This is a genomic window from Flagellimonas sp. 2504JD4-2, assembly GCF_053642935.1.
Window position 1 is genome coordinate 13,503 of sequence record NZ_JBSIOV010000002.1, and the last position, 22,656, is coordinate 36,158.

At 40.5% G+C, this 22,656-nt stretch carries 21 protein-coding genes; 15 read left to right on the forward strand and 6 right to left on the reverse strand.

The window, feature by feature from the left end; genetic code table 11:
• Positions 1-11: 11 nt before the first annotated feature.
• Both ACULLH_RS06725 and ACULLH_RS06730 read left to right on the forward strand, forming a co-directional pair.
• Entirely contained in the window at positions 12-920 is a 909-nt protein-coding gene (locus ACULLH_RS06725) for a FecR family protein (protein ID WP_454087975.1), read from the forward strand.
• Positions 913-3,420: a TonB-dependent receptor gene (locus ACULLH_RS06730; RefSeq protein WP_454087976.1), complete on the forward strand. Its 2,508-nt coding sequence runs from the start codon at positions 913-915 to the stop codon at positions 3,418-3,420. The genes ACULLH_RS06725 and ACULLH_RS06730 overlap by 8 nt, the downstream gene beginning before the upstream one ends.
• A 10-nt stretch (positions 3,421-3,430) precedes the next feature.
• Here the strand turns inward: ACULLH_RS06730 and ACULLH_RS06735 are convergent, their stop codons facing one another.
• Both ACULLH_RS06735 and ACULLH_RS06740 read right to left on the reverse strand, forming a co-directional pair.
• Positions 3,431-3,574 (reverse strand): hypothetical protein, encoded by a 144-nt coding sequence (locus ACULLH_RS06735; RefSeq protein ID WP_454087977.1) that lies wholly within the window; start codon positions 3,572-3,574, stop codon positions 3,431-3,433.
• 192 nt (positions 3,575-3,766) lie between these two features.
• Entirely contained in the window at positions 3,767-4,267 is a 501-nt protein-coding gene (locus ACULLH_RS06740) for a hypothetical protein (RefSeq protein ID WP_454087978.1), read from the reverse strand.
• Positions 4,268-4,455: 188 nt separating this feature from the next.
• Between ACULLH_RS06740 and ACULLH_RS06745 the strand changes: the two genes are divergently transcribed.
• The 6 genes from ACULLH_RS06745 to ACULLH_RS06770 all read left to right on the forward strand — a co-directional run bounded on the left by ACULLH_RS06745 (position 4,456) and on the right by ACULLH_RS06770 (position 9,410).
• Positions 4,456-4,815: a nuclear transport factor 2 family protein gene (locus ACULLH_RS06745; protein WP_454087979.1), complete on the forward strand. Its 360-nt coding sequence runs from the start codon at positions 4,456-4,458 to the stop codon at positions 4,813-4,815.
• On the forward strand, positions 4,790-6,274 hold the full coding sequence (locus ACULLH_RS06750; protein WP_454087980.1) for a sulfatase: 1,485 nt from the start codon (positions 4,790-4,792) through the stop codon (positions 6,272-6,274). The genes ACULLH_RS06745 and ACULLH_RS06750 overlap by 26 nt, the downstream gene beginning before the upstream one ends.
• Positions 6,275-6,308: 34 nt before the next feature.
• Entirely contained in the window at positions 6,309-7,217 is a 909-nt protein-coding gene (locus tag ACULLH_RS06755; RefSeq protein WP_454087981.1) for a hypothetical protein, read from the forward strand.
• Between the two features lie 181 nt (positions 7,218-7,398).
• Positions 7,399-7,953, forward strand: coding sequence for a DUF1579 family protein (locus ACULLH_RS06760; protein WP_454087982.1), 555 nt, complete (start codon positions 7,399-7,401; stop codon positions 7,951-7,953).
• A gap of 25 nt (positions 7,954-7,978) precedes the next feature.
• Positions 7,979-8,347: a VOC family protein gene (locus tag ACULLH_RS06765; protein ID WP_454087983.1), complete on the forward strand. Its 369-nt coding sequence runs from the start codon at positions 7,979-7,981 to the stop codon at positions 8,345-8,347.
• 55 nt (positions 8,348-8,402) lie between these two features.
• Positions 8,403-9,410 (forward strand): MBL fold metallo-hydrolase, encoded by a 1,008-nt coding sequence (locus tag ACULLH_RS06770; RefSeq protein WP_454087984.1) that lies wholly within the window; start codon positions 8,403-8,405, stop codon positions 9,408-9,410.
• A 209-nt stretch (positions 9,411-9,619) separates the two neighbouring features.
• On the opposite strand, the gene ACULLH_RS06775 is transcribed toward ACULLH_RS06770, so the two are convergent.
• Positions 9,620-10,393 carry a MerR family transcriptional regulator gene (locus ACULLH_RS06775; protein ID WP_454087985.1) on the reverse strand — a complete coding sequence of 258 codons (774 nt, stop codon included), beginning with the start codon at positions 10,391-10,393 and terminating at the stop codon, positions 9,620-9,622.
• A gap of 329 nt (positions 10,394-10,722) precedes the next feature.
• Between ACULLH_RS06775 and ACULLH_RS06780 the strand changes: the two genes are divergently transcribed.
• A complete protein-coding gene (locus ACULLH_RS06780) occupies positions 10,723-11,103 on the forward strand; it encodes a Dabb family protein (protein ID WP_454087986.1) in 381 nt (126 codons plus the stop codon).
• Here ACULLH_RS06780 and ACULLH_RS06785 read toward each other — a convergent pair.
• On the reverse strand, positions 11,091-12,113 hold the full coding sequence (locus tag ACULLH_RS06785) for a helix-turn-helix domain-containing protein (protein WP_454087987.1): 1,023 nt from the start codon (positions 12,111-12,113) through the stop codon (positions 11,091-11,093). The genes ACULLH_RS06780 and ACULLH_RS06785 overlap by 13 nt on opposite strands.
• Before the next feature lie 139 nt (positions 12,114-12,252).
• Here ACULLH_RS06785 and ACULLH_RS06790 point away from each other — a divergent pair, with 139 nt between their 5' ends.
• Complete coding sequence (locus ACULLH_RS06790; RefSeq protein WP_454087988.1) at positions 12,253-12,954, forward strand: hypothetical protein; 702 nt, start codon at positions 12,253-12,255, stop codon at positions 12,952-12,954.
• Here ACULLH_RS06790 and ACULLH_RS06795 read toward each other — a convergent pair.
• Positions 12,951-13,934, reverse strand: a complete 984-nt coding sequence (locus tag ACULLH_RS06795; RefSeq protein ID WP_454087989.1) for a carbohydrate kinase family protein — start codon at positions 13,932-13,934, stop codon at positions 12,951-12,953. The genes ACULLH_RS06790 and ACULLH_RS06795 overlap by 4 nt on opposite strands.
• Before the next feature lie 148 nt (positions 13,935-14,082).
• On the opposite strand from ACULLH_RS06795, the gene ACULLH_RS06800 reads away from it, so the two are divergent.
• The 4 genes from ACULLH_RS06800 to ACULLH_RS06815 all read left to right on the forward strand — a co-directional run bounded on the left by ACULLH_RS06800 (position 14,083) and on the right by ACULLH_RS06815 (position 18,825).
• Positions 14,083-15,699, forward strand: coding sequence for a class I SAM-dependent methyltransferase (locus tag ACULLH_RS06800; RefSeq protein ID WP_454087990.1), 1,617 nt, complete (start codon positions 14,083-14,085; stop codon positions 15,697-15,699).
• Positions 15,700-15,763: 64 nt separating this feature from the next.
• On the forward strand, positions 15,764-16,486 hold the full coding sequence (rluF, locus tag ACULLH_RS06805; protein ID WP_454087991.1) for a 23S rRNA pseudouridine(2604) synthase RluF: 723 nt from the start codon (positions 15,764-15,766) through the stop codon (positions 16,484-16,486).
• 201 nt (positions 16,487-16,687) lie between these two features.
• Positions 16,688-17,548, forward strand: coding sequence for a hypothetical protein (locus ACULLH_RS06810; RefSeq protein WP_454087992.1), 861 nt, complete (start codon positions 16,688-16,690; stop codon positions 17,546-17,548).
• 632 nt (positions 17,549-18,180) lie between these two features.
• Positions 18,181-18,825 carry a response regulator gene (locus ACULLH_RS06815; protein WP_454087993.1) on the forward strand — a complete coding sequence of 215 codons (645 nt, stop codon included), beginning with the start codon at positions 18,181-18,183 and terminating at the stop codon, positions 18,823-18,825.
• Positions 18,826-18,937: 112 nt separating this feature from the next.
• Here ACULLH_RS06815 and dnaK read toward each other — a convergent pair whose 3' ends face one another.
• Entirely contained in the window at positions 18,938-20,857 is a 1,920-nt protein-coding gene (gene dnaK / locus ACULLH_RS06820) for a molecular chaperone DnaK (protein WP_454087994.1), read from the reverse strand.
• Between the two features lie 201 nt (positions 20,858-21,058).
• Between dnaK and ACULLH_RS06825 the strand changes: the two genes are divergently transcribed.
• The gene (locus ACULLH_RS06825; RefSeq protein WP_454087995.1) at positions 21,059-22,483 is read left to right on the forward strand and encodes an L-serine ammonia-lyase; all 1,425 of its coding nucleotides are present in this window, start codon (positions 21,059-21,061) and stop codon (positions 22,481-22,483) included.
• Positions 22,484-22,656: the final 173 nt, after the last annotated feature.

Below are 22,656 nucleotides of genomic sequence, written 5' to 3' on the forward strand. Positions count from 1 at the left end.
GAGCCTAAAAAATGGATAAGGACAACTTGATACAAAAATGGTTGATGGGCACACTTTCTGAAGAGGAAAGCAAAGCCTTTAATGCTTTGGAGGATGCACCATTCTATAAGGACATAATTGATGATGCAGCGCTTTTCAAGGCATCGAAGTTTTCCAATATGGATGACTTTGAAACCTTTAAAGCACATGTCATTTCACGTGATACCAAGGTAAGGAAACTCCATTGGACGAAGCCCCTACTCCGTATTGCAAGTATCGTGGTTGTAGCTTTTGGGCTTTACTACTTCTTTATTTTCAATAATCTGACCGAGGTCGAGACTTTGGTCGCTGAAAAGACCACAATAGCGTTGCCAGATGCATCGACTGTAGTTCTAAATGCACTTTCGGAGGTGAGCTATAGCGAAAGCGACTGGGATAGCAAGAGGGAAATCAAGCTCGAAGGAGAAGCTTTTTTTGATGTGGCCAAAGGCGCCAAGTTTGATGTGGTCACTACCAATGGTACCGTGAGTGTTCTAGGAACCGAGTTCAACGTAAAACAACGGGGTGGTTATTTTGAAGTTGCCTGTTTTGAAGGTACTGTGCGCGTTGTCACCGATGCACACACAGAAATACTTCAAGCTGGGGACAACTTTAAGGTATTTGATGGCGAAATGGCCACTGGAAAGAACAACTACGATGAGCCACAATGGACCAAGAATAGAAGTTACTTTCAACGCATTCCGCTTGCTGAAGTGTTTTCTGAATTGGAGAGACAATACAATATCACCCTTGTTTTAGATGATATTGATGTTGACGAACTCTTTACAGGAGGTTTTATCCATACCAATTTAGATGCAGCTCTAATGGCTGTCAGCGAGCCTCTTAACCTGAATTATCAAATACTAAATGCTGATACCGTGCGTTTAAGTAAACGTGAATAAGAGACTACTTGTTCTAGTTTATTTAGTCCTATCACTTCATAGCATAAATAGTATTGCCCAAGGGCAGACCAATCAACCTCTAACCACTATTTTGGAGACGTTGCAACAACGTTTTGAGGTACAGTTCAATTATGCCTCGAAGTTGGTGGATGGCATATACATAGCCCCTCCAGATGCTTCGTTGAATCTTAAAGAAGCCGTAGAGAATATTAGCCGACAAAGTAATCTCAGCTTTGTTTTTGTCTCTGACGGCATCATTTCCATCAAAGAAAAAAAATTACGTCTTTGTGCTTATCTCAAGGATAAGGACACAGGTGAAGCTCTCCCCTACGTTTCGGTACAGCAAGGTTCCAAAGGTGCCATTGCCGATGACGAAGGTTATTTTGAGCTGGATGGACTTAACCAGACGGATATTATCCAAATCAGTCATATAGGCTACAAACCCTTAAAAAGGGAAGTACGCTATTTTAATACTTCCACCTGTAGTCCGGTGTACTTGATACCCTTTCAAGAAAAACTTTCAGAAGTTACCGTTTATGATTTTTTGGTGCGGGGTATTGACAAACTTGACAATGGTTCTGTTGAATTGGACTTTGACAGGTTCAGCATACTTCCAGGGCTTGTAGAAGACGATGTTTTGTTATCCGTACAAGCGCTACCCGGTATTCAGAGTATCGACGAAACAGTCTCCAACATCAACATAAGAGGAGGAAGTCATGACCAAAATCTAATAACCTGGGACGGCATAAAAATGTATCAATCCGGTCACTTTTTTGGTTTGATATCGATGTACAATCCCCAAATAACCCAAAAGGTAGAACTTCGAAAAAATGGAAGTAGTGCTTCGGAAACTGACGGTGTTTCGGGTACCATTGCCATGAAGACCAATGAATATCTGAATTCCGGTTTCAAGGGTAGTATCGGGGTCAATCTGATAGACATCAATGGTTCCATTGATACTCCCATTGGAGAAAAAGCTTCCTTACAAGTAGCAGCACGTAAATCGCTGAGTGATTTTGTAGAAACCCCAACATATTCCCAATACTTTGACCGCATTGCCCAAGACACCGAAATTGAGCAAAATACGGCATTGGTAACGAACTCAGATATTGCTTTCGATTTTTACGATGCTTCATTTCGCTTACTCTTTCACCCTTCGGAAAATGACCGTTTACGCTTCAATTTTATCCATACGGCCAACGACGTAGCCTTTAATGAGGTTGCACAATTGCAGAATGGGGAGCAAGTAAGGGAAAGTAATTTAGATCAAACAACCATTGCAGGTGGGTTTCAATATCAACGGAACTGGAGTGAAGAATTCAAAACGGAAATTGATATTTATAATACCGATTACATGCTTAGGGCTGTCAATGCCAATATCCTTCAAGACCAACGTTTTCTTCAGGAAAACAAAGTATCGGAAACCGGAATTAGGATAAAGGCAATGAACATGTTGACTCCAAGAATAAAATGGATCAATGGATATCATATCGTGGAGACCAAGGTCACTAACCTTGATGATATTGATGACCCCGTCTTTGTTCGTTTGGAAGGAGAAGTACTGCGCACCCATGCACTTTTCACCGAAATGGGTTTTTCTTCCAAGAATTCGGCAACCCAACTTAATTTAGGTGTACGATTCAACTATCTGGACGATTTCAACAAGCAAATTTGGGAACCTCGACTCAGTTTCAACCATGGTTTTTGGGAAAATTTCACCCTAGAGCTACTGGGGGAATTCAAACATCAAAGTACTTCTCAAGTAATTAGTTTTCAAAACGACTTTTTAGGTGTTGAAAAACGACGGTGGCAACTTTCCAACAATGCATCCATTCCGGTCATTACCAGCAAGCAATATTCGATTGGTCTTAATTTCAACAATAATGGTTGGTTGCTCAATGCGGTTTCTTTTTACAAAAATGTTGAAGGAATAACCACCCAAAGCCAAGGATTTCAAGATCAGTATGAATTTGTACGGACATCAGGGTCTTATAAAGCCCATGGTCTAGATCTATTGCTTCGGAAACAATTTGACAAGAACAGCATATGGCTCAGCTATTCTTATCTTGACAATCAATATGCTTTTGAGCAACTGCCCGAGAATAGATTTCCCAGCAATTTTGATATCACGCACGCGATGACATTAGGTCTCAACTATACCATTGGCGAAATTCTTTTGGCTTCTGGGTTGAACTGGCGTACCGGAAAACCAATTACAAGACCAATTTCCAACAACCCCATTGTTGATGGAGAAATCAATTATGATGTCGCCAACGGTGACCGTCTGGATGACTATCTGCGATTGGATATTTCAGGGAAATATGAGTTCGATTGGGGAGAGAAAAAAAGTGTTCAGCTAGGTCTGGCCATATGGAATCTACTTGATCGCGACAATACCATAAACAGCTTTTATCGACCAAGTGTCTTAGGTGTGGCGCAACAATTTCAACAAAGTTCGCTTGGAATTACTCCAAATGCTTCGGTAAGGGTTATTTTTTGATGTTTCCTATTCAAATGATAGCACACCAAAGAATGAATTGAACTACGATAAAAACCACAATAGCGCCGATTTCCTTATCGTATACATCGAACATTGCTTGGATTCTTTTATTTTCTTCGAGTCTTGAACTTTCTGTAGATAGGTACTTTTTCATCACTTATCCAGTTAGGTTACATCTATATAACAACTGATTCGTGAAAATTCCTGAAAAGTAACACTCTTTTAAGATGATTAACAACCTCGAAGGACGGGCTGAGCTTATCTTAAAAAGTGCTTTAACATCAATTAGAAAAAAGAAACCCTGTAACCGAAGATTACAGGGTTTCTTTTTTGTCTTATGGATTTATCAGTCTATCCAAAAATACACTCCTAAGGTAACCATGTCCCAAGAACCACCATCCACTGAAACGCTCCTGTAAGCGAGTATGGCATCAATGGCATCTGAAAAACTAAAACCTGCTTGTGGACTCCAATAAAATCCCCCATCATTGCCATCACTGATTCCAACAGCATAACCCAATTCGGCTCTTGCCAAAAATTGGTCTGTAATGTCAAATTGAGCACGTCCACCTATGGGAAGGAACTGGACATCCTCAACTGAAACATTAAATCCGCCTATTGAGACATCATCTCCAAAGGAATGCGAATATCCTATCCTAGGACCTGCGCTGATGTTATCGTCAATTTCCAAAATGTATGCAAGATCCAAAGCAATTGCAAAGGTGGCAAGGTCACCGGCATCCCCAACGGGAATTCCGATATTGCCTCCGGCTTGAAAACGCCCTTGGGCGTGTGTTGTAAAAATTCCAAAAGAGAGTGCTAATGTAAATAAAATAAGTTTTCTCATGAGGTTGTATTTTTTGATTATATCATAAAATTAACGCAAAAAATTATTGAATCATCAAAATAAGGTGACATTTTTCTTAATAAATTATACATTTTGTATTCATGGTGTTTTTCCAACCAGATAAGATTTGAATTGTTATCCAAAAACATAATCCATAACTTGAGACTTCAAAATATAACCGCGGATATATGGAGAAGCTAGTAGAACAGTGGTTCGCCAAATGGCGAGAAGGTGATTTTCTCAACTTACCCATTACAAACAACTTCAAACATACCAGCCCTTTTGGTACCATTAACGGAAAAGAGGCCTACATCAACTTGGTTCAAGAAAACAAGGATAAGTTCTTGGGTTATGTTTTCGAAATCCATGACGCACTTTACGAATCTGATAAGGCATGCGTACGATATACAGCCAAACAGGGACAGGATTTTAGTTTGGATGTTAGCGAATGGTACTACGTAAAAGATGGTCTTATAGAAGAAATTATTGCCTATTACCACATTGGCGACATCAAAGCGGAGCGTGAAATTGAAGATTACGGGAATTAAAATGGTTTTTGCTCACCTATTGTCCAAACACATTAGAAAAGAAACCATTGTATTGGGATGTATTGCTGTGGCTCTCCAATGGGTTATCAGTTGCGAAAAACCAGCTCCGACACAAAAACCAAATATTTTATTGATCTGTGTGGATGACCTGCGTCCAGATCTAAAAAGTTTTGGTGCCCATCATATGATCACACCCAATATGGACCAGTTGGCAACCAACGGAGTCTCCTTTCTGCAGCATTATGTAAATGCACCAAGTTGTGGTCCTTCTAGATACACCCTATTGACAGGACTTTATGGTCCTGCTCACAACAACGCACTTTTTCAAAGGGCAGAAACCGCGGCAAACGATTCCATTTTAGTTCATCCAAGCATGCCGGAGTGGTTTCGGACCCATGGATATACAACAGTATCCGTGGGCAAGGTGTCACACCATCCGGGCGGAAGGGGTGGTGCCGATTGGAACGACAGCGCTATTGTTGAGATGCCCAAAGCTTGGGACAAACATCTTATGCCGGTTGCGGAATGGGAACATCCTCGAGGTGCCATGCACGGACTGGCACATGGTGAAATCAGGAAAAATGCAGGTGATATGGATGTGTTTCAAACTAAGGTAGGAGAAGATAATATTTACCCAGATGGCATCATTACCGATGAGGCCTTGCGACAATTGAAGTCACTTTCAGGAGCAAACGAAAAACCATTTTTTATGGCAGTTGGGTTAATCAAACCTCATCTCCCTTTTGGGGCTCCTAAATCCTATTTGGATCAATATGAAGGGGGATCCTTCCCTCCTATCAACCATGCACAAAAACCAGAGGGCAAAACCACCTGGCATGGTTCCAACGAGTTTATGAAATACAACCGATGGGGTAAAAATCCAATCCAAGATCCTGAATTTGCAGACGAGGTACGCTTGCATTACGCCGCTTCCATAAGTTATGCTGATGCACAAGTTGGAAAAATATTGAATGAACTCAAGCGAACAGGCGCCGATAAAAATACCATCGTTGTGCTTTGGGGGGATCATGGATGGCATCTTGGCGAACACGCTATTTGGGGAAAGCACAGCTTGTTTGAAGAGTCATTACGTGCACCTCTGATTATTCAGTATCCGGGCATGAAAAAGAAAGGACACAAAACCAAGAGCATTGTTGAAACACTGGATATCTTTCCGACTTTGTGTGAGCTAACGGGAATTAAAACACCAGACTTTGTCCAGGGAACGTCTTTAGGTCATATTCTTGAAAATGAAAACGCTCCTGGTCATCCTGCGTTGGCTTACACCGGCAATGCAAAAACCATTCGTACCGAAACATATCGATTGATTCTACATGAAGATGAAAATGTAGAACTGTACGATCACACAAGTTCCAAGAAAGAAACCGAAAATATTGCCGATGCCAATCCTACGCTGGTCAATGAGTTAAAGCAAGCCCTGATTGCCAAATTGCAATAGGATTACCGTATCTTGTCGGGGCAACAACAATATCATGAGACTGGTTTTTTCCTTTACATTTTTTCTCTTTTTTATTTTGATGGGCTGCCGCAATCATGGTAAAACCAATACAGAGGAAAAGCCCAATAGCCATTCTGAAACACAGAATTCTTGGTACATCGACTCAACGGCCGAAATTGCAAAAAACGAAGGTCTATTGAATGTGGAAAGCATTGTCTACGACAAGTCGAATAAAGTTTTATATGCTAGCAATGGCAAAGACTACAAACCCGGAGTTGAGGGGTTTATCTCCAAAATTTCCTTGGATGGAACAGTAGCGAATCTAAAATGGGTTCCAAACCTTAATCGACCAACAGGAATGGCACTAAAAGATTCCATTCTATATGTGGCCGATGTCGATGCACTAATTGCCATAAACACTGGTTCAGGTGAGATTGTTGCTAAATATGACCAGCCAGTTAAAAATTCCGGTTTAAACGATGTTGCCATAAACGCCAATGGAGAAGTTTTTGTTTCAGCCTCTTTTGTGCATTCAATTTTTAGATTGCGAAATAATGTATTGGAATCATGGGTAACGGATTCCAAAGCACTCCAATGGGCCAATGGGTTATCCGCAGATAATGAAAGCGTGATGGTAGGTGGGTTGAGTTTGACTACGATTTCTGTGGATTCAGTAAAGATTCAATCAGTAAAGACAAATCCCATCATTAAAGATTTTGATGGTATCCAGCCCGATGGCCAAGGAGGCTATTTTTTGACAACTGTGGAGCATAGTGGTCTGTATCACCTAAACTCAGAAGGTGTTTCCACAAAACTTATGGATGGTGAGGCCTATTTTGGCGATTTGGAATTCATTCCAGATGAGAACAGAATATACATTCCCAGGGGTAACCATAAGACAAATGACTATTTCATTGCTATAGTGACATTGGGAAAAAAGTAGTTCCATGACCTTTCAACATTACTACCCCTGCAACTGAGCCTCAACTATTTCGTATATTAGTGGACAAGCATGTCAGCTTACTTAAGTTGATCATTCTTTATTCAATCAATCAAAAAAGCGAAAATCGGTTATGTTACATGAAGTCTTCTTTTTTAGCAAAAGGATTCAAATTCTTGGGTATTTGAAAGTCATTTTATTGTTGGCCCCTTTTATATTTGGTTTTTCACTTCATGCCCAAAACGGGAATGACCCAAATTCCACTTCAGACCTTTCTTTTTTAATCGGTGACTGGGAGGTGACAAGAACCAACAGGCCGATGAGCGATTCACCAAGAATTCTTAAAGGAACTCTTTCCTGCAAGCAAGTCATGGATAGCACATTCATTGTCTGCACATATGATTTTGAGCGCCCAGGTAAAATAAGGGCTTTAGACAAGGTGTACTTTAATTATAATGCTATTTACAAGACCTATGAGAGTTTATGGCTAAGCTCTACGTGGCCCATAAAGGTATTGTTGCAGGGACAGTTCGACATGTCCAAAGAGAATCCAATACTGACCACTTCAGCGCAATTTCCCATTCAAGATAGCATAACTGAGTTTGTACAAGATGTGTTGACCCTGGAAACCCAGCATGAAAACACTTCCTTTTATCGCAAAACACTCATTAGGACAAATAAAGACCCTGAAGGAAAGTGGACGCACCATATGGATGAACATGCTGTGAAAATAAAATAAGAAAGCACACAAAATTGAATTGCCTATGTCGACCAAAACCAAACTTCTGGAAATATCACCAGTAATGCCAAGCCAAGATATTGACAGGGATGTAACCTGGTACAAAAAATATATGGGGTTCCGGCTTTTGCATAAGGATGATATGTACGCTGTTATGAGACGAGAGAATTTCTGCATCCATTTACAATGGCACGCCGATACCGAAGACGACCCCCTGCTTGGCGGCTCTGTCATAAAACTTTTTGTACAGAACATTGATCCTATTTTCCAGGAATTTGTGGAAAGAGGCACCGTCAAACCAGGTAAAATGCGTAAGAACACTCCTTGGCGCACCCATGAATTTGGGTTTTACGACTTAAATAACAATGCCATATTTATCGTGGAAGATGTTTGATGCAATTTTGTAATTTGAAGGTGTAAAGACCTAAAACCAAACAAAAGACCAAACAATGAAAAAACTGATACTTACACAGTTGATTCCCTTAGTGCTAATAGCCTGTAATATTGAGCAAAAAGAGCAATCCGAAAAAACAGAGGAGCATTTGGATTTTGTATCGTTGGAAGAAAATACCATTATCAACCTTTATGATGCCTTTGGAGATGAGAACCCTGCACTTCAAAAAGATTTTGGATTCTCCTGCTTAATTCGATACAAAGGACAAACCATACTTTTTGATGCAGGTTCCAATGCAGAAATATTCAAGAAAAATACCATAGCCTTAGGGATTGACCTAACACAAGTTGACATCGCAATCGCTTCCCATGCGCATTTTGATCATATCAATGGGTTTGATTACCTGCTTAAGGTCAATCCAGATGTAAAAATTTACTTCCCATATGATCTTTTCTGGGGTTCAAATCCTTCATTTGACATTTCTGGACAAGATTCAACTGCTGTCGAATCACTTGAGCAAAAAATGCAATACTTCGAAGGGGATTTTGAATCCTATAAATTCAATCAAACCGGACGCTTTTGGGGAGCTAACATTGAATTTGTAAAAGAAAGTCTGGAAATTGCTCCCGGAATTAAGTTGGTGTCCACCACCTCTCCTTATATGGGTTATTTCAGCAAATATCCTAAAGTTGGGTTGGAAGATATGGAAGATGACGAATCCAATACGGCCAAGTTGATGGGGTTAAATGAGATTTCCCTATCGCTTGATTCAGATAATGGTGAAGTGGTTATCGTCGGTTGCTCCCATAGTACCGTGGAAAAAATAGTTGCAGAAACCAAATCTTATACCGAAAACAACATTTCCTTAGTGTATGGCGGCTATCATTTACTTCCATATGACAAGGAAACATTGGTCGATTTTTCGAATCGGCTGAAAAACGAATTTGGCGTAGCCAAAGTAGCCCCCACGCATTGCACCGGTCACCTTGCATTCAAAACCTTGAAGGACACCTATAAAAATGCATATGTTTTTGCTGGTCTAGGTGAACAAATAAGGTTTTAATTAGGCTATTAATAGAATCAGCCCACAAGGAACAATCTAGGGCAAAACAGGCTCGCACTAAAGATGACAGTCCAAACTTCGCTCAATATAGTATAATAAGCTTCAAAATCGCTGTTCGAGATTGCTCGATCACTCAACCGCCCATTTAAAGCAATTGCGAGTAATAACAGGTACACTAATGCCAATCTTTTCATTTTACCTAGCCAATTTTAGTTTAAGAGTTGGTCAGCATAGTGCTTCATGGCCGCTTTTAAGAACAAGGCATATTCTGGTTGGGTTTGTCCGTCGACCATGGTATAGCGATCATCCTCCACATATAGCTCACCCAATTGCGCATAGAGCTTTGCCTGGGAGTCGGAGGATCCTGCAGTGCCCCAAAACGTTCGAATTAGTTGGTAATGTTGTGCTATATGTTCTTGTACTTTCCCATCCGTTGGAGAAGTTTTGTGTAGTTCGAACAATGCTTTGTTTACACCATCAAAACTTTCCTTCAGGGATTTAAAACCAAGCTCTCCAAGTTTTAACAACGCACTTTCAGCATGTTCCACCGTTTCTTTTCCATACTTTTCCATGGCTTCTTTGCGGTAAACGGTTCCCATTTCCTTCGATAAGCCTCTATATAGCATCTCAGGGTTTAAACGCTCCTTTCCAGTTGTCAAATGATCAATGGTCTGATCTATGGTTTTTAAAAGTGTCCCTATTTGGGTTCTGCGTTTTTTAAGTGCTTTTTTATGGTTTTTCAAAGCTGTTACCAAATCAAAATTGGGGTCATCCAATAAATCATTGATTTTTTCCAGAGAGAAATCCAATTCTTTGTAAAAAAGGATTTGTTGCAATCGTAAAAGCTCCTTAATTCCATAGTATCGATATCCCGCCTCAGTTCGCTCACTTGGTTTTAGCAGCCCAATTTTGTCATAATAATGAAGGGTTCTGACAGTGGTACCGGACAATTTTGATAATTCTTTTACACTATATTTTTTCATCTGTCCATTATTTAATTGATTGATGGGACAAAGCTAGGCTATGACGTAAGGTAAGAGTCAAGCAAATTTGGGTATTTTTTACTAAAAAATTTATAACGTATTAACAATCAATCTATTAAAATCTCAAAATCTCCCAAAATTTTCATAAAACCGTGCTTAAAAAGCATCCTTTTCGGTAAAAAAACATCTAATTAATAGAACACCCGCCAACCTCTTGTAGGTTGTGATGCAATGTTCATGTGGTTTAGTTGGTTATTATGTTGGCGGGTGTTTTCTTCTCTTTTTTGTCTTAAATCAATTAAATTTAAGTCAAATCATTACCCGCATTTATGAAAAAGCCACTGCTATTTCTCGTCTTCGCATTCCTACTATTATTCACTTCAAAAAGTGCAATGGCTGAATATCGAATACCTCCAGAAAAGGTCTTTTGCCATACCTTGTTCTATCAATTTTCAGATTCCGTCAAAGCATCTGAACAGCAACAGTTTTTAGATCTTTTCCGCCAATTGCCAGAAAAAATCGAAGGATTGCATACCGTGGTTATATCCAACATCTTGACTTCCTCCGCCAAATTCGACATTATGGTGACGCTAAAATTCAGTAACAAGGAAGGATTACAACTTTATCAGGAACATGAAGATCATGATAGCATTAATGCCTTGGGAGAGGAGCTTATAGCCGACTACGCGTATTTTCGCTATTGGGAATAGTCCAGCGTTTGCTCACGAAACTCAGCGGGTGTGATTCCAGTGCTTTTTTTGAAATTTTTATAGAATGTGGATAGGCTGTTGAACCCGCTTTCATAGGCTATGGCCTCAATACTCATAGCTCTTGTTTTATCTTCCAGCAGAATATTTTTGGAATGGTCTATCCTAATTTCGTTCAGAAGCTCAGGAAAGCTTCGCTTGAGTGCGTTGTTGAGTGCGTTGGAAAGTTCATGCCTGCTTGTCCCCACCTTCTTGGCCAAAATATCCAAAGTGAGATTGCTGTTCAGGTATAGTTTTTCCTCATCAAGAATCCCATTCGCCAAATGAGCCAGTTCCAAAAGCGAATTGTCTGATTGCCCATTGCTCTCAAAACGTTTGGAAACTTCGCCCATATTTGTCATTGCCAAATAGCTGATTGTGAAAAACACAACGACTTCCATCAAGGTAATCGCCACATACCAGGAAACATTGTAAACAAACGCTTGCAAGAAAAAGCCAACCCAAATTATGAATAGAGAAGTAAGGATTTGAAAGGTCCAGTTATGTCTTATATCCCTAAATAAAACAGTTTTGGGAACATTCTTCATGACAATGCGCAATCCAGCGATTAAATAGACAAGCATATGAATCAAACTGATAACGTAAGCTATATAAACCAAGTTCTCGTCAAACATCAAAAGAAAAAACGGTGCTAAAAAACCAAGCAACAGGTGTATCCAATTTATTTTCGTCTGCCCTGCCCTGCCCTGGGTATATTGGAAAAACAAGGGGCCGACAAAGAGCATTCCAACAATCCCAATTTTTGTCAGCTCGGAAGAATACTCTGGAAATGCAATGTAGACCAAGGATTTAGAGATTCGTAAGCCAAATGCCAAAAGCAAAAATCCCAAGGTCCTATGTAAAAACTGTTGCTTTTTACCGGCGGACTTCCTTGAAAGCAGATAGAACGCAAAAAAGAAGCTGTTCCCGATCAGCAGGGAACAAAGAATAACCATTACAAGTGTGTAATCCATTCCGACTGGTTTTAGTGCTTCTAAACTACTTCTAATTTAAAAAAAAGCACTTCGGATTTATAAATTAGGACTCACTTCCGCTTTCAATATTCCATATTTAGGATAAATCAAATTCATCATTTACAAATAACAATAAGCTATGAATCCTTTTAAACTCCCGCTTATTTTGGCCTTTGTCCTATGTTCTTTTGGATTGAAGGGACAAGAAATAACCGATTCCGACATTCGTAAACAGAAAATAGATAGTTTGCTACACTTTCTTGGCGGTGAAGACATCTGGGCAAAGGCCCGGGGGTTTAGAATGTTGGAAATAGCGACCTACTCCGCTTTGGAACATCACATGGTCCGTGAATTTTGGGTAGATTTTGAACAGCCACGAATCAAAATGCAAACCAAGAGCATAGAAAGACGCGAAACCGTGGCGCTGAACAATGACAAAGGTTGGACAAAGGATCGTGACCAGCAAGTTACCCCTTGGAAAGAAAACAGGGTTAATGGTTGGAGGTCTTTCTGGCCCGGAATACCCACAAGAATATTCAGCTTGCTGGCAAGGAAAGATGCTTCTGTTACCTATAAGGTATATGAAGATCGAATTGATTTCTATGTGGATGGAAAATTTGCCGTGTGGATAGCTACTAGTCAAAATGGTTGCCCCGTGGCCTATGGAAGGGAAAAAGAGCATACAGAAACCCATTTTCTGGGTAAAATAGTTCCATATGGTCCGGTCAATCTATGGAAAGACGCCTATGAGCCCGGAGGACAATGGAGATTTACAATGGTCGATTATGAGCTTTTAAGCAATTTCAATAAGATTTCTTTTGAAAAGCCAAGTGAAGATTAAATACTTCCGTAATTCTTTAAAAGGATTTGGTCCGTCTCGTCTTTGTCCTTAAAAACCTCAAAGGTTCTACCTTGGGTCCGAAGCGCTCCAAGCGCATTGGCATATTTTGCAGCTCGTATATAGTTGTCGGGATTTCCCAATAAGCCAAATCCCAGCCCCCCGGCAAAGGAATCCCCGCAACCGGTCGTGTCGATCACATGGTCTACTTTGACAGATTTTACCATTTCATGGTGCATTTGACCTTCCTTCCCGTAGAAAACGGAACTTCCGCTGGAGTCCAGTGTTACAATAAGGGATTTTAATCCTTTATTGATGCAATGTTCTCCGAACGGTTCAAGATGGGAAGTGTCCTCCTCATCAAAATGACCTAGGTCTTGAAGTTCATATTCTTTTTGAAACCAACTGCATTTGGATTCTTCAAGGTTCATTTTTAAAATATCGATATAGGGAAGCCATTGATCACGGTCAATCCAAAAACGAATCTTTCTATCTCCAGAAATGGTAATGGTGTTGGTCGGCCCATGGGCATCAAAAATGATAAGGCCTTTGCTATTTTCTTTGATAAACTTCAATGTTTCCAAGGGAACTTCATAATCAGTAATGGGAACGCAGACAAACACGTCGCAATGCAAAAGGTTTTGCAGGTCTTCGGGAACAATGGGGTTCATGAAACCTGTTTGTTTCTCGAGACGATTGTTCTGATCCACAAATTTTAAGCTGATTACATCTCCTTGGTCCGCATCTGAAGTAATATGTGACATGTTGATATTGGGATATTCCGCAAGTATTTCCTTAATGGGTCCCTCGTCCTTTATTCTTACATGAGACACCAAATGCACCGTTCCTTCATCTCCCAACAAATTCGCCAACCCAATAGCAGTATGTGTTGCACATCCATATTTTTCAATTTCCTCTCCACGGTGAGTGGTGATGTGATCCCTCGGAATCGGACCCAGAACAGCTACATTGTATTTTGACATGTTAGGTTTTTAGTAACAACAAAAGTTATAACATTCTTCTTAAAACATAAAATCCATAGATGAGATTTTGATCATTCCAGTTTCATATAGACTCTCGATCCCATCAAAATTGTTAAATTAGTGTATATCCATAACGCTTTAGTAACCCATGATATCCAAACAAAAGCAATCCAAGTTAAGAAGCAGGTTGTTCCGGCATTTAGACGGTATCGTGGTTGGTCCTGCGGCATTTGTGCTGAAGGAAAACAAAGCCACCGATTATTTGCTGTCCCATGAGTCCATTGACGTCGACAAAATGGCTGCCGTCCTCAATGCCAATAACGGGTATTTGAACGTGGCCCTAAGAAGCCTATGCTCCCAGGGTTGGCTAACACAGCATGTGGATAATGCATCAAACCGTGTTGTATTCGAAACCAACGATATATCAGAAGTGGCCTTCAATCATTTTGGAATGTACCAAGAAGCCATGGAACTGCTTCTCATGTCCGAGAATTATCATCCCAGGAAATTTGAAATGGAGCCATTCCTAAAATTGGAGCAGACATTCCAAAACTATAAAAGCCGTTTTGGCATTGTTCCTTCTGTTGACGGATATGTTAAAAGCATTCAAGAACAGATTCTAGCCCACATTGAAGGCATTATGATAGGTCCTACCCTGGTTCGGCTTGGAATGTCGGGTATGTTCCACAAATATTTTATGGAAACAAGGTTCAAGGCCGAGGAGTTCCATAAAGACCCTAGTGGATTTGAGAGACTGCTGAATATTCTAATGCAGCTTGGCTGGTTTGAAAAGGAAGGTGATTTTTACCGGTTTACGGAAGAAGGACTGTTCTTCGCTAAAAGAGCAAGTGCCTATGGAGTGACGGTTTCCTACATTCCAACCCTTAGAAAACTGGACAAACTCATATTTGGGAATCCATTGTTCCTAAAAAACACAAGCCCTGAAGAGGAAGAAAAACATGTTGACCGCGAAATGAATGTTTGGGGAAGCGGTGGAGCCCATGCATCTTATTTTAAAGTGATCGATGATATCATCATTGACATCTTCAATAAACCCATCATTGAGCAACCCAAAGGCATACTGGATATGGGGTGCGGTAATGGTGCTTTCTTGAAGCATGTGTACACTGTAATCGAAAACAGGACCCATCGAGGTACAGTTTTGGACGAGCATCCATTAATGCTGATTGGTGCGGACTACAACGAAGCAGCTTTAAAAGCATCCAAGGAAAATTTGGTTCAGGCAGAAATCTGGGCGAAAATCATTTGGGGAGATATAGGCAACCCAGACCTGTTGGCTTTAAATCTGCAGGAAAAGTATAATATCCAATTAGAGGATTTACTCAACGTACGGACCTTTTTAGATCACAACCGGATATGGGAAGAACCAGCAGCGCCAAACAAGCAAAAAATGAGCTCTTCCACGGGAGCATATGCTTTTGAAGGAATTCGATTAAACAACAATCTGGTATCCGAATCGCTTAAACAGCATTTTAAAAAATGGTTGCCCTATGTAAAGAAGTTTGGCTTATTGTTGATTGAGCTTCATACGGTCGACCCAAAACTTGTAGCCCAAAATATTGGAAAAACGGCGGCTACAGCATATGATGCCACACATGGTTATTCCGATCAGTACATTATTGAGATCGCTGAGTTTTTGGAGATAATGAAAGAGGTAGGTTTAACTCCGGATACCGATAAATTCAAAAAATACCCCAATTCTAATCTGGCCACAGTTTCCATCAATTTATTCAAGGCCCCTTAGGTTTTGGAGTTACTAGAATAATTGTACGACCTTCGCAACCAGAAAGTAGTTTTAATTTCTTTTAATGAAAGAAACAAGAATCAATAAATATCTCAGTGAGGTTGGTTATTGTTCCAGGCGAGCCGCTGATAAACTTATTGACCAAGGGAGGGTTACCATTAATGGCAAGGTACCTGAAATGGGAACCAAAGTCACATCGAATGATGAAATCAGGGTTGATGGGGAGCTAATTTCAAAGCCAAAAAGTAAATCCGTGTATTTGGCATTCAACAAACCCGTAGGTATCGTATGTACCACGGATACACGGGTTGAAAAGGATAACATCATTGATTTTATCAACTATCCAAAACGTATTTTTCCTGTTGGACGATTGGATAAACCCAGTGAGGGGCTGATTTTTATGACGAATGATGGCGATATTGTCAATAAAATTCTTCGGGCAAGAAACAACCACGAAAAAGAGTATATCGTTACGGTGAACAAACCTATTACCCCAGATTTTCTTAAAAAAATGCGCAATGGGGTCCCAATTTTGGATACGGTTACCCGTAAATGCGAGGTAGAGCAATTGGGTGCAAATCAATTCAAAATCATATTGACCCAGGGATTGAACCGCCAAATACGTAGAATGTGTGAATATTTGGACTACAGGGTAAAGAAGTTGAAGCGTGTTCGAATCATGAATGTGAACCTGGATGTTCCAGTTGGTAAATGGCGCCACCTGACGGATGAAGAACTTATGGAAATCAATAGGTTGGTGTCCCATTCTTCAAAAACACATGATTGACCGAGGTCCCATGTCGGTTAAAATGCACAAAAACATCGTTTATTGACACATTTCGCTTTCTATAAGTGTTAACAGAATAAAAAATATTCGATGAAATGCAGTTTTTAATCGATATAATTCAAAAACTATGAGAAATTAATAGGTATTTCTCAAAAAACTTTCTTCAAATTTGTGATGTATTAACCCCCAAATCTATACATCATGACACGTTCGCTAACTTATATTTTGACGCTCACAATCGGTTTGTTTTATATAGCTCAGGCTATGGCCCAGAACCCAATGAAATTTGAAAACACCAATGAAGGTATTCAGGACGCCAACACAAATGGGCATTTATCCACACTTGAGGGTTATGTTCCTTCCATGTCGGTAACACAAGATGGTAAAACCGCATATTTCAGTAAGACCATCGAACAAAAACCATTATACGGAATGTTTTCAAAAAAGGAACTTATCCATGAAATTTATCGTGCTGAAAAGATAAACGGTAAATGGGGTAATATCACCAAAATAAAAGTGTGTCCAAAGTACGCCTCAGCCAAACACCCTACAGTTTCAGAAGATGGCAAACGTTTATTCTTTGCATCCAATATGCGCGGAAGCTATGGGAAATACGATATCTATGTAGCCGACATCAAAGCCGATGGAAGTATGGGTATCTCCAAAAATCTTGGCCCTAAAGTAAATACCAAGGAAGACGAGCTTTATCCGAACATCTATAACAGTACACTTTTGTTCTTTGCTTCTGCAGGACGCAATGGCTTCGGAGGTTTAGATCTCTATGCCACACAGGTATCATACAATAAACTGACTCCAGCTGTGAATTTGGGAAGCCACATCAATAGCAGCAGGGATGATTATGCCATTCAGTTGGATATTGAAAAAGGAGAAAGCTATGTGGTATCCAACAGAGGTCAGAACCATACTATTGAACAGGTTACCATCTCCTATAGAAGAAAATCCATGGAAGGTACTGCGATAGCTTATAACGATAATAATCTTAATGCTGCATTGAATGCTGGACCCTCACATAAATACACCAGTACTTCTTTTGAAGATTAAGAATGGGAATAAATTGGTCCACTACCTGGGAATTATCTGATTTTGTCAAAAACTGAACATTATTGAACTATGATAAATTAAACAGGGGGAACCGAAAAATTATCATAGAAGCGGGTTGTGTTATTTCATCCGGACTAATTTATCAAGAATAGGATGCTCGAAAAGGGCATCCTATTTTGTTATGTTTTATAGGTTTCATGGGATATAGTGCGGTTTTTTTCAAAAAACAGCAAAGTGCATTTGAACGAAAAAAACTACAAATTGCACTTCTAAAGTGAAAAAAAACTTAATTTAAATCTTGAAATAACACAAAACCCAAATCTTATACTCATGAAAAAAGCTACAACTTTTAGTGCAAGGGCAAATCCCCCAGACCAAACAAAGGTCTTTTTCTAGCACTTCAAATACCTTTTCTAAACCGCTATTGATTTAATCCTTTTTTGGGATTGTTATCAGCATGTCTGCTTGGGACATTGGTGAAACTTAGCTAGGCTCCGAATTCATGGTTCGTGACCCATAAGTTTTTCCTTTTAAGTCACTATGCAGACATGGCAGACAGGATACCTTTTGGCCAAAATTAAGCTGAAAGGATGGCGAACATGACAAAATCAGATAATACAAATCTAGTAACCATGAAAACTGACCCATTAAAAATCGTAATCATTGATAATGACGAAAAACTACACCCTCTTTATACATTTTATTTCAGCGGAGAGCAATCCTATGAATTAGTGGAGATATATACCTCGGTGCATACATTTTTATCCAATTCCAGAAGAATCAATCCGGACATTATAGTATCAGAAGTTAATCTGACGGGGATCTCCGGCATCGATGGTATCCAATATTACCATAAACAAAATAGTGATTCCAAAGTCTTGATGACAAGCGGGAAATGTGATTTCGAAATCATAAAAGAAGCATTCAAAAAAGGTGCGGGTGGCTTTTTGACCAAGCCGTTGACCAAAGATCGTTTCTTTAATGCGATTAAGGAATTACACCTACACGGAGTGATCTTGGAACACGATGTGGCTCGAAAAATTATCCATTCCTTTCAAGTCAAAACTTTCGAAAGGTTTTCAAAAAAGGAAAATCAAATTATTGAGCTACTCACCCATGGATACACCTACAAAATGATTGCAGACAGGCTCTGTGTTACCGCAAGCGCGGTAAATTTCCATATTCAAAACATTTACGTAAAGCTCAATGTTAACTCAAAAGCCGAAGCTTTAAAAAAGCTTCAAGAAATGGAAATACGCCAATTGAATGCCGCGTAAAGCACTCCATTTTAAATAAAAAAGCCCGCAATGTTGCGGGCTTTTTTTATAGTGAACACTTAAACTTATTTCACTTCTTCGAAGTCTATCCTTCGACACTGCTCAGGGCAGGCTACTTGACTTCTTCGAAGTCTACGTCTTCGACATTATCACCTTCAGCGGAATCATTTCCTCCTCCAGCGGCTCCTTCAGCTCCAGCCGAGGCATCTGCCCCATTGGCCTGTGCTTCCGCCTGCGCCTTGTACATTTCCTCAGAGGCTACTTTCCAAGCTTCGTTGATTTTTTCCAAAGCAGGCTCAATAACAACCACATCTTTAGTTTCGTAAGCTTTCTTCAATTCTTCCAAAGCTTCCTCGATTGGCTTTTTCTTATCATCGGATAATTTATCACCAAACTCCTTCAATTGCTTCTCCGTTTGGAAGATCATCGCATCAGCTTCGTTCAACTTATCGGCAGTTTCCTTAGCTTTTTTGTCAGACTCAGCATTTGCTTCAGCTTCAGCTTTCATTTTTTGGATTTCTTCCTCTGTCAATCCTGATGAAGCCTCAATTCGGATATCCTGTGTCTTGTTTGTAGCCTTATCGGTAGCAGATACCTTGATAATACCATTTGCATCGATATCGAAGGTCACTTCAATTTGAGGTGTGCCTCTTGGTGCAGGTGGAATACCATCTAAATGGAATCTACCAATGGTTTTGTTATCAGCGGCCATCGGACGTTCTCCTTGCAATACATGGATTTCAACGGAAGGTTGATTATCCGCAGCTGTGGAGAATACCTGAGACTTTTTTGTTGGGATTGTAGTGTTCGCTTCAATCAATTTGGTGAACACGCTACCCATGGTTTCAATACCCAATGAAAGTGGAGTTACATCCAAAAGCAATACATCTTTCACATCACCGGTCAAAACACCACCTTGGATTGCAGCTCCAACGGCCACAACCTCATCAGGGTTAACTCCTTTGGAAGGTTTTTTTCCGAAGAACTTCTCTACCGCTTCCTGCACCGCGGGAATACGAGTAGAACCACCTACCAATATAATTTCGTCAATATCACTTTTTGAAAGACCTGCACCTTTCAAAGCAGTCTCACAAGGCTCTATGGTTCTTTTTACCAAGTCATCGATCAATTGTTCAAACTTGGCACGGGTCAAAGTTCTGACCAAGTGCTTAGGACCAGAGGCCGTCGCAGTAACATATGGTAAATTGATTTCTGTTTGGGCAGAAGCCGACAGTTCAATTTTTGCCTTTTCAGCAGCTTCACGCAAACGCTGCAATGCCATGGCGTCTTCCCTTAGGTCAAGACCTTCATCAGTTTTGAACTCCTCAGCCAACCAATCAATAATTTTTTGATCTACATCGTCACCTCCCAAGTGGGTGTCTCCATCAGTTGCCAATACTTCAAAAACTCCATCACCTAATTCCAAGATGGAAACGTCATGCGTACCTCCACCAAAATCAAAAACCACTATTTTTTGATCAGTATCTTTCTTGTCAAGTCCATATGCCAAAGAAGCCGCAGTAGGCTCGTTGATAATTCTCTCAACGGTCAAACCTGCAATCTCACCTGCTTCCTTCGTAGCTTGACGCTGTGAATCGTTAAAGTATGCCGGAACAGTAATTACCGCTCTAGAAACATCTTGTCCCAAGTAGTCCTCAGCAGTCTTCTTCATTTTTTGAAGAATCATGGCAGAAAGTTCTTGTGGTGTGTACAAACGACCATCGATATCAACCCTTGGGGTGTCATTATCACCTTTTTGAACTTTGTAAGGAACACGGTCTGCCTCCTTTTTGGATTCAGAGAATTTATTTCCCATGAATCTTTTGATGGAATAAATGGTTTTATGTGGATTGGTGACCGCCTGTCGTTTAGCAGGGTCTCCTACCTTGATTTCTCCTCCTTCCACAAATGCAATTACAGAGGGAGTAGTGCGCTTACCCTCGGCATTTGGGATTACTACGGGCTCATTACCCTCCATTACGGAGACGCAGGAGTTGGTCGTACCCAAGTCTATTCCTATTATTTTGCTCATTGTATCTAAAGTTATTCTGTTGAAAATTCAATTATTAGTGTCGCTCTACCAATGTCAATGATTATGCCATGCCAAAGAATATGACAAGGTGTCAGACATGTTAGCATAAAAAAGATAGTTCCAGTTTAGACATATTTTCCTGACCTACATTGTCAATTTTATCTATTTTGGCTTTCCAAATTGAAATCGCAAATCTGATCAATGGAGTGCATTAGTGTTTTTGACATGCTCAAGATTGGTGTTGGGCCTTCAAGTTCACATACTTTAGGGCCATGGAGGGCCGCTGAAAGATGGATATCCGAACTTACCGAACAAGAACTATTTCTGGAAGTGACCAAGGTCCATGTAGACCTCTATGGTTCACTTTCTTTGACAGGAAAGGGACATGCCACTGACATTGCCGTTGTCATGGGGTTGTTGGGCACCGACCCTGAGACCGTGCCTACGGAAAACATCGATAACATCATTGCGGATATTAAGGAATCGGGGCGTCTGAATTTTGGCGGACAGCGCGGGATATTGTTTGATTTCGAAAAGGACATCATCTTCAAGCGAGAATTTCTCCCTTTCCATTCCAATGGGATGCAGTTTACTGCCCACCTTTCCAATGGGGAAACAAAAACGGAAACGTATTATTCGATTGGGGGCGGATTTGTAGTCAAGGAAGGACTGACACATGCTAAAGAAAACAAAGCCACCTTCAAGACTTTTCCTTTCCCAATTAAGACTGGGGAAGAGCTTCTTTTCTATTGCAATCAACAGGGCAAGTCCATTTCAGAAGTAGTCCTGGAAAATGAACGGTCCCTTCGTTCCGATGAACAAATAGACAGTGATCTTCAACGTATCTGGAACACTATGCTGGAATGCATGCATACCGGATGTCACACACAGGGAATATTACCGGGCGGTTTGAATGTAAAGCGGCGCGCCTTTGACATGCATGAAAAATTAAAGGGCTCGCACCCATACTCCACACCACAGGAGTGGCTTGAGAGCATCAGGGAAACCGAGGTGAAGTTTCGTCAAATTATAAAATGGGTAAGCTGTTTCGCTTTGTCTGTTAACGAGGTTAATGCTGCATTGGGCCGGGTAGTTACCGCCCCTACAAATGGAAGTGCTGGTGTAATCCCGGCCGTGCTTATGTATTATTTGGTCATCGAAAACCATGATGGCGATTTTGAGGATATTAAGCAGTTCTTGCTGGTGGCAGGTGAAATAGGAAGCATCTTTAAAAAAGGAGCGACAATTTCTGCAGCTATGGGCGGATGTCAAGCAGAAATAGGTGTCTCATCTGCAATGGCGGCTGGTGCACTGACCGAATTGATGGGAGGAACTCCAGAACAAGTTTTGATGGCCGCCGAAATCGCTATGGAACATCACTTAGGGCTCACATGTGACCCTATCGGCGGACTTGTGCAGGTGCCCTGTATTGAAAGAAACGCTATGGGCGCCATTAAAGCCATCAACGCAGCAGAGCTAGCCATGGATACAGACCCTAAGGAAGCCAAAGTCCCTCTGGACAAAGTGGTCAATACTATGTGGGAAACTGCCAAGGACATGAATAGCAAGTATAAGGAAACTTCGGAAGGAGGCTTGGCTGTGGGCGTCTTTTTAAGTGATTGCTAGCATAAATCTCTGGGTGGCATATAAATTCTCCCAAGCTTGATGTAAGAATAGTTAGTATTTCTTAATCTTTTAATTTTCATTACTTTAGTGATTGACATATAGCAATCACTTTCCATATTAAATGTGATGGGTCAAAGTGATTGATTATTCTCCCCCTACTAGACGGTAATTGC

Bases quoted from the DNA above. Each gene is read 5' to 3' on its own strand.
- ACULLH_RS06725 (WP_454087975.1), top strand. From the start codon at position 12: ATGGATAAGGACAACTTGATACAAAAATGGTTGATGGGCACACTTTCT.
- ACULLH_RS06735 (WP_454087977.1), bottom strand. From the start codon at position 3,574: ATGAAAAAGTACCTATCTACAGAAAGTTCAAGACTCGAAGAAAATAAA.
- ACULLH_RS06740 (WP_454087978.1), bottom strand. From the start codon at position 4,267: ATGAGAAAACTTATTTTATTTACATTAGCACTCTCTTTTGGAATTTTT.
- ACULLH_RS06745 (WP_454087979.1), top strand. From the start codon at position 4,456: ATGGAGAAGCTAGTAGAACAGTGGTTCGCCAAATGGCGAGAAGGTGAT.
- ACULLH_RS06755 (WP_454087981.1), top strand. From the start codon at position 6,309: ATGAGACTGGTTTTTTCCTTTACATTTTTTCTCTTTTTTATTTTGATG.
- ACULLH_RS06765 (WP_454087983.1), top strand. From the start codon at position 7,979: ATGTCGACCAAAACCAAACTTCTGGAAATATCACCAGTAATGCCAAGC.
- ACULLH_RS06770 (WP_454087984.1), top strand. From the start codon at position 8,403: ATGAAAAAACTGATACTTACACAGTTGATTCCCTTAGTGCTAATAGCC.
- ACULLH_RS06775 (WP_454087985.1), bottom strand. From the start codon at position 10,393: ATGAAAAAATATAGTGTAAAAGAATTATCAAAATTGTCCGGTACCACT.
- ACULLH_RS06780 (WP_454087986.1), top strand. From the start codon at position 10,723: ATGAAAAAGCCACTGCTATTTCTCGTCTTCGCATTCCTACTATTATTC.
- ACULLH_RS06785 (WP_454087987.1), bottom strand. From the start codon at position 12,113: ATGGATTACACACTTGTAATGGTTATTCTTTGTTCCCTGCTGATCGGG.
- ACULLH_RS06790 (WP_454087988.1), top strand. From the start codon at position 12,253: ATGAATCCTTTTAAACTCCCGCTTATTTTGGCCTTTGTCCTATGTTCT.
- ACULLH_RS06795 (WP_454087989.1), bottom strand. From the start codon at position 13,934: ATGTCAAAATACAATGTAGCTGTTCTGGGTCCGATTCCGAGGGATCAC.
- ACULLH_RS06800 (WP_454087990.1), top strand. From the start codon at position 14,083: ATGATATCCAAACAAAAGCAATCCAAGTTAAGAAGCAGGTTGTTCCGG.
- rluF (WP_454087991.1), top strand. From the start codon at position 15,764: ATGAAAGAAACAAGAATCAATAAATATCTCAGTGAGGTTGGTTATTGT.
- ACULLH_RS06810 (WP_454087992.1), top strand. From the start codon at position 16,688: ATGACACGTTCGCTAACTTATATTTTGACGCTCACAATCGGTTTGTTT.
- ACULLH_RS06815 (WP_454087993.1), top strand. From the start codon at position 18,181: ATGAAAACTGACCCATTAAAAATCGTAATCATTGATAATGACGAAAAA.
- dnaK (WP_454087994.1), bottom strand. From the start codon at position 20,857: ATGAGCAAAATAATAGGAATAGACTTGGGTACGACCAACTCCTGCGTC.
- ACULLH_RS06825 (WP_454087995.1), top strand. From the start codon at position 21,059: ATGGAGTGCATTAGTGTTTTTGACATGCTCAAGATTGGTGTTGGGCCT.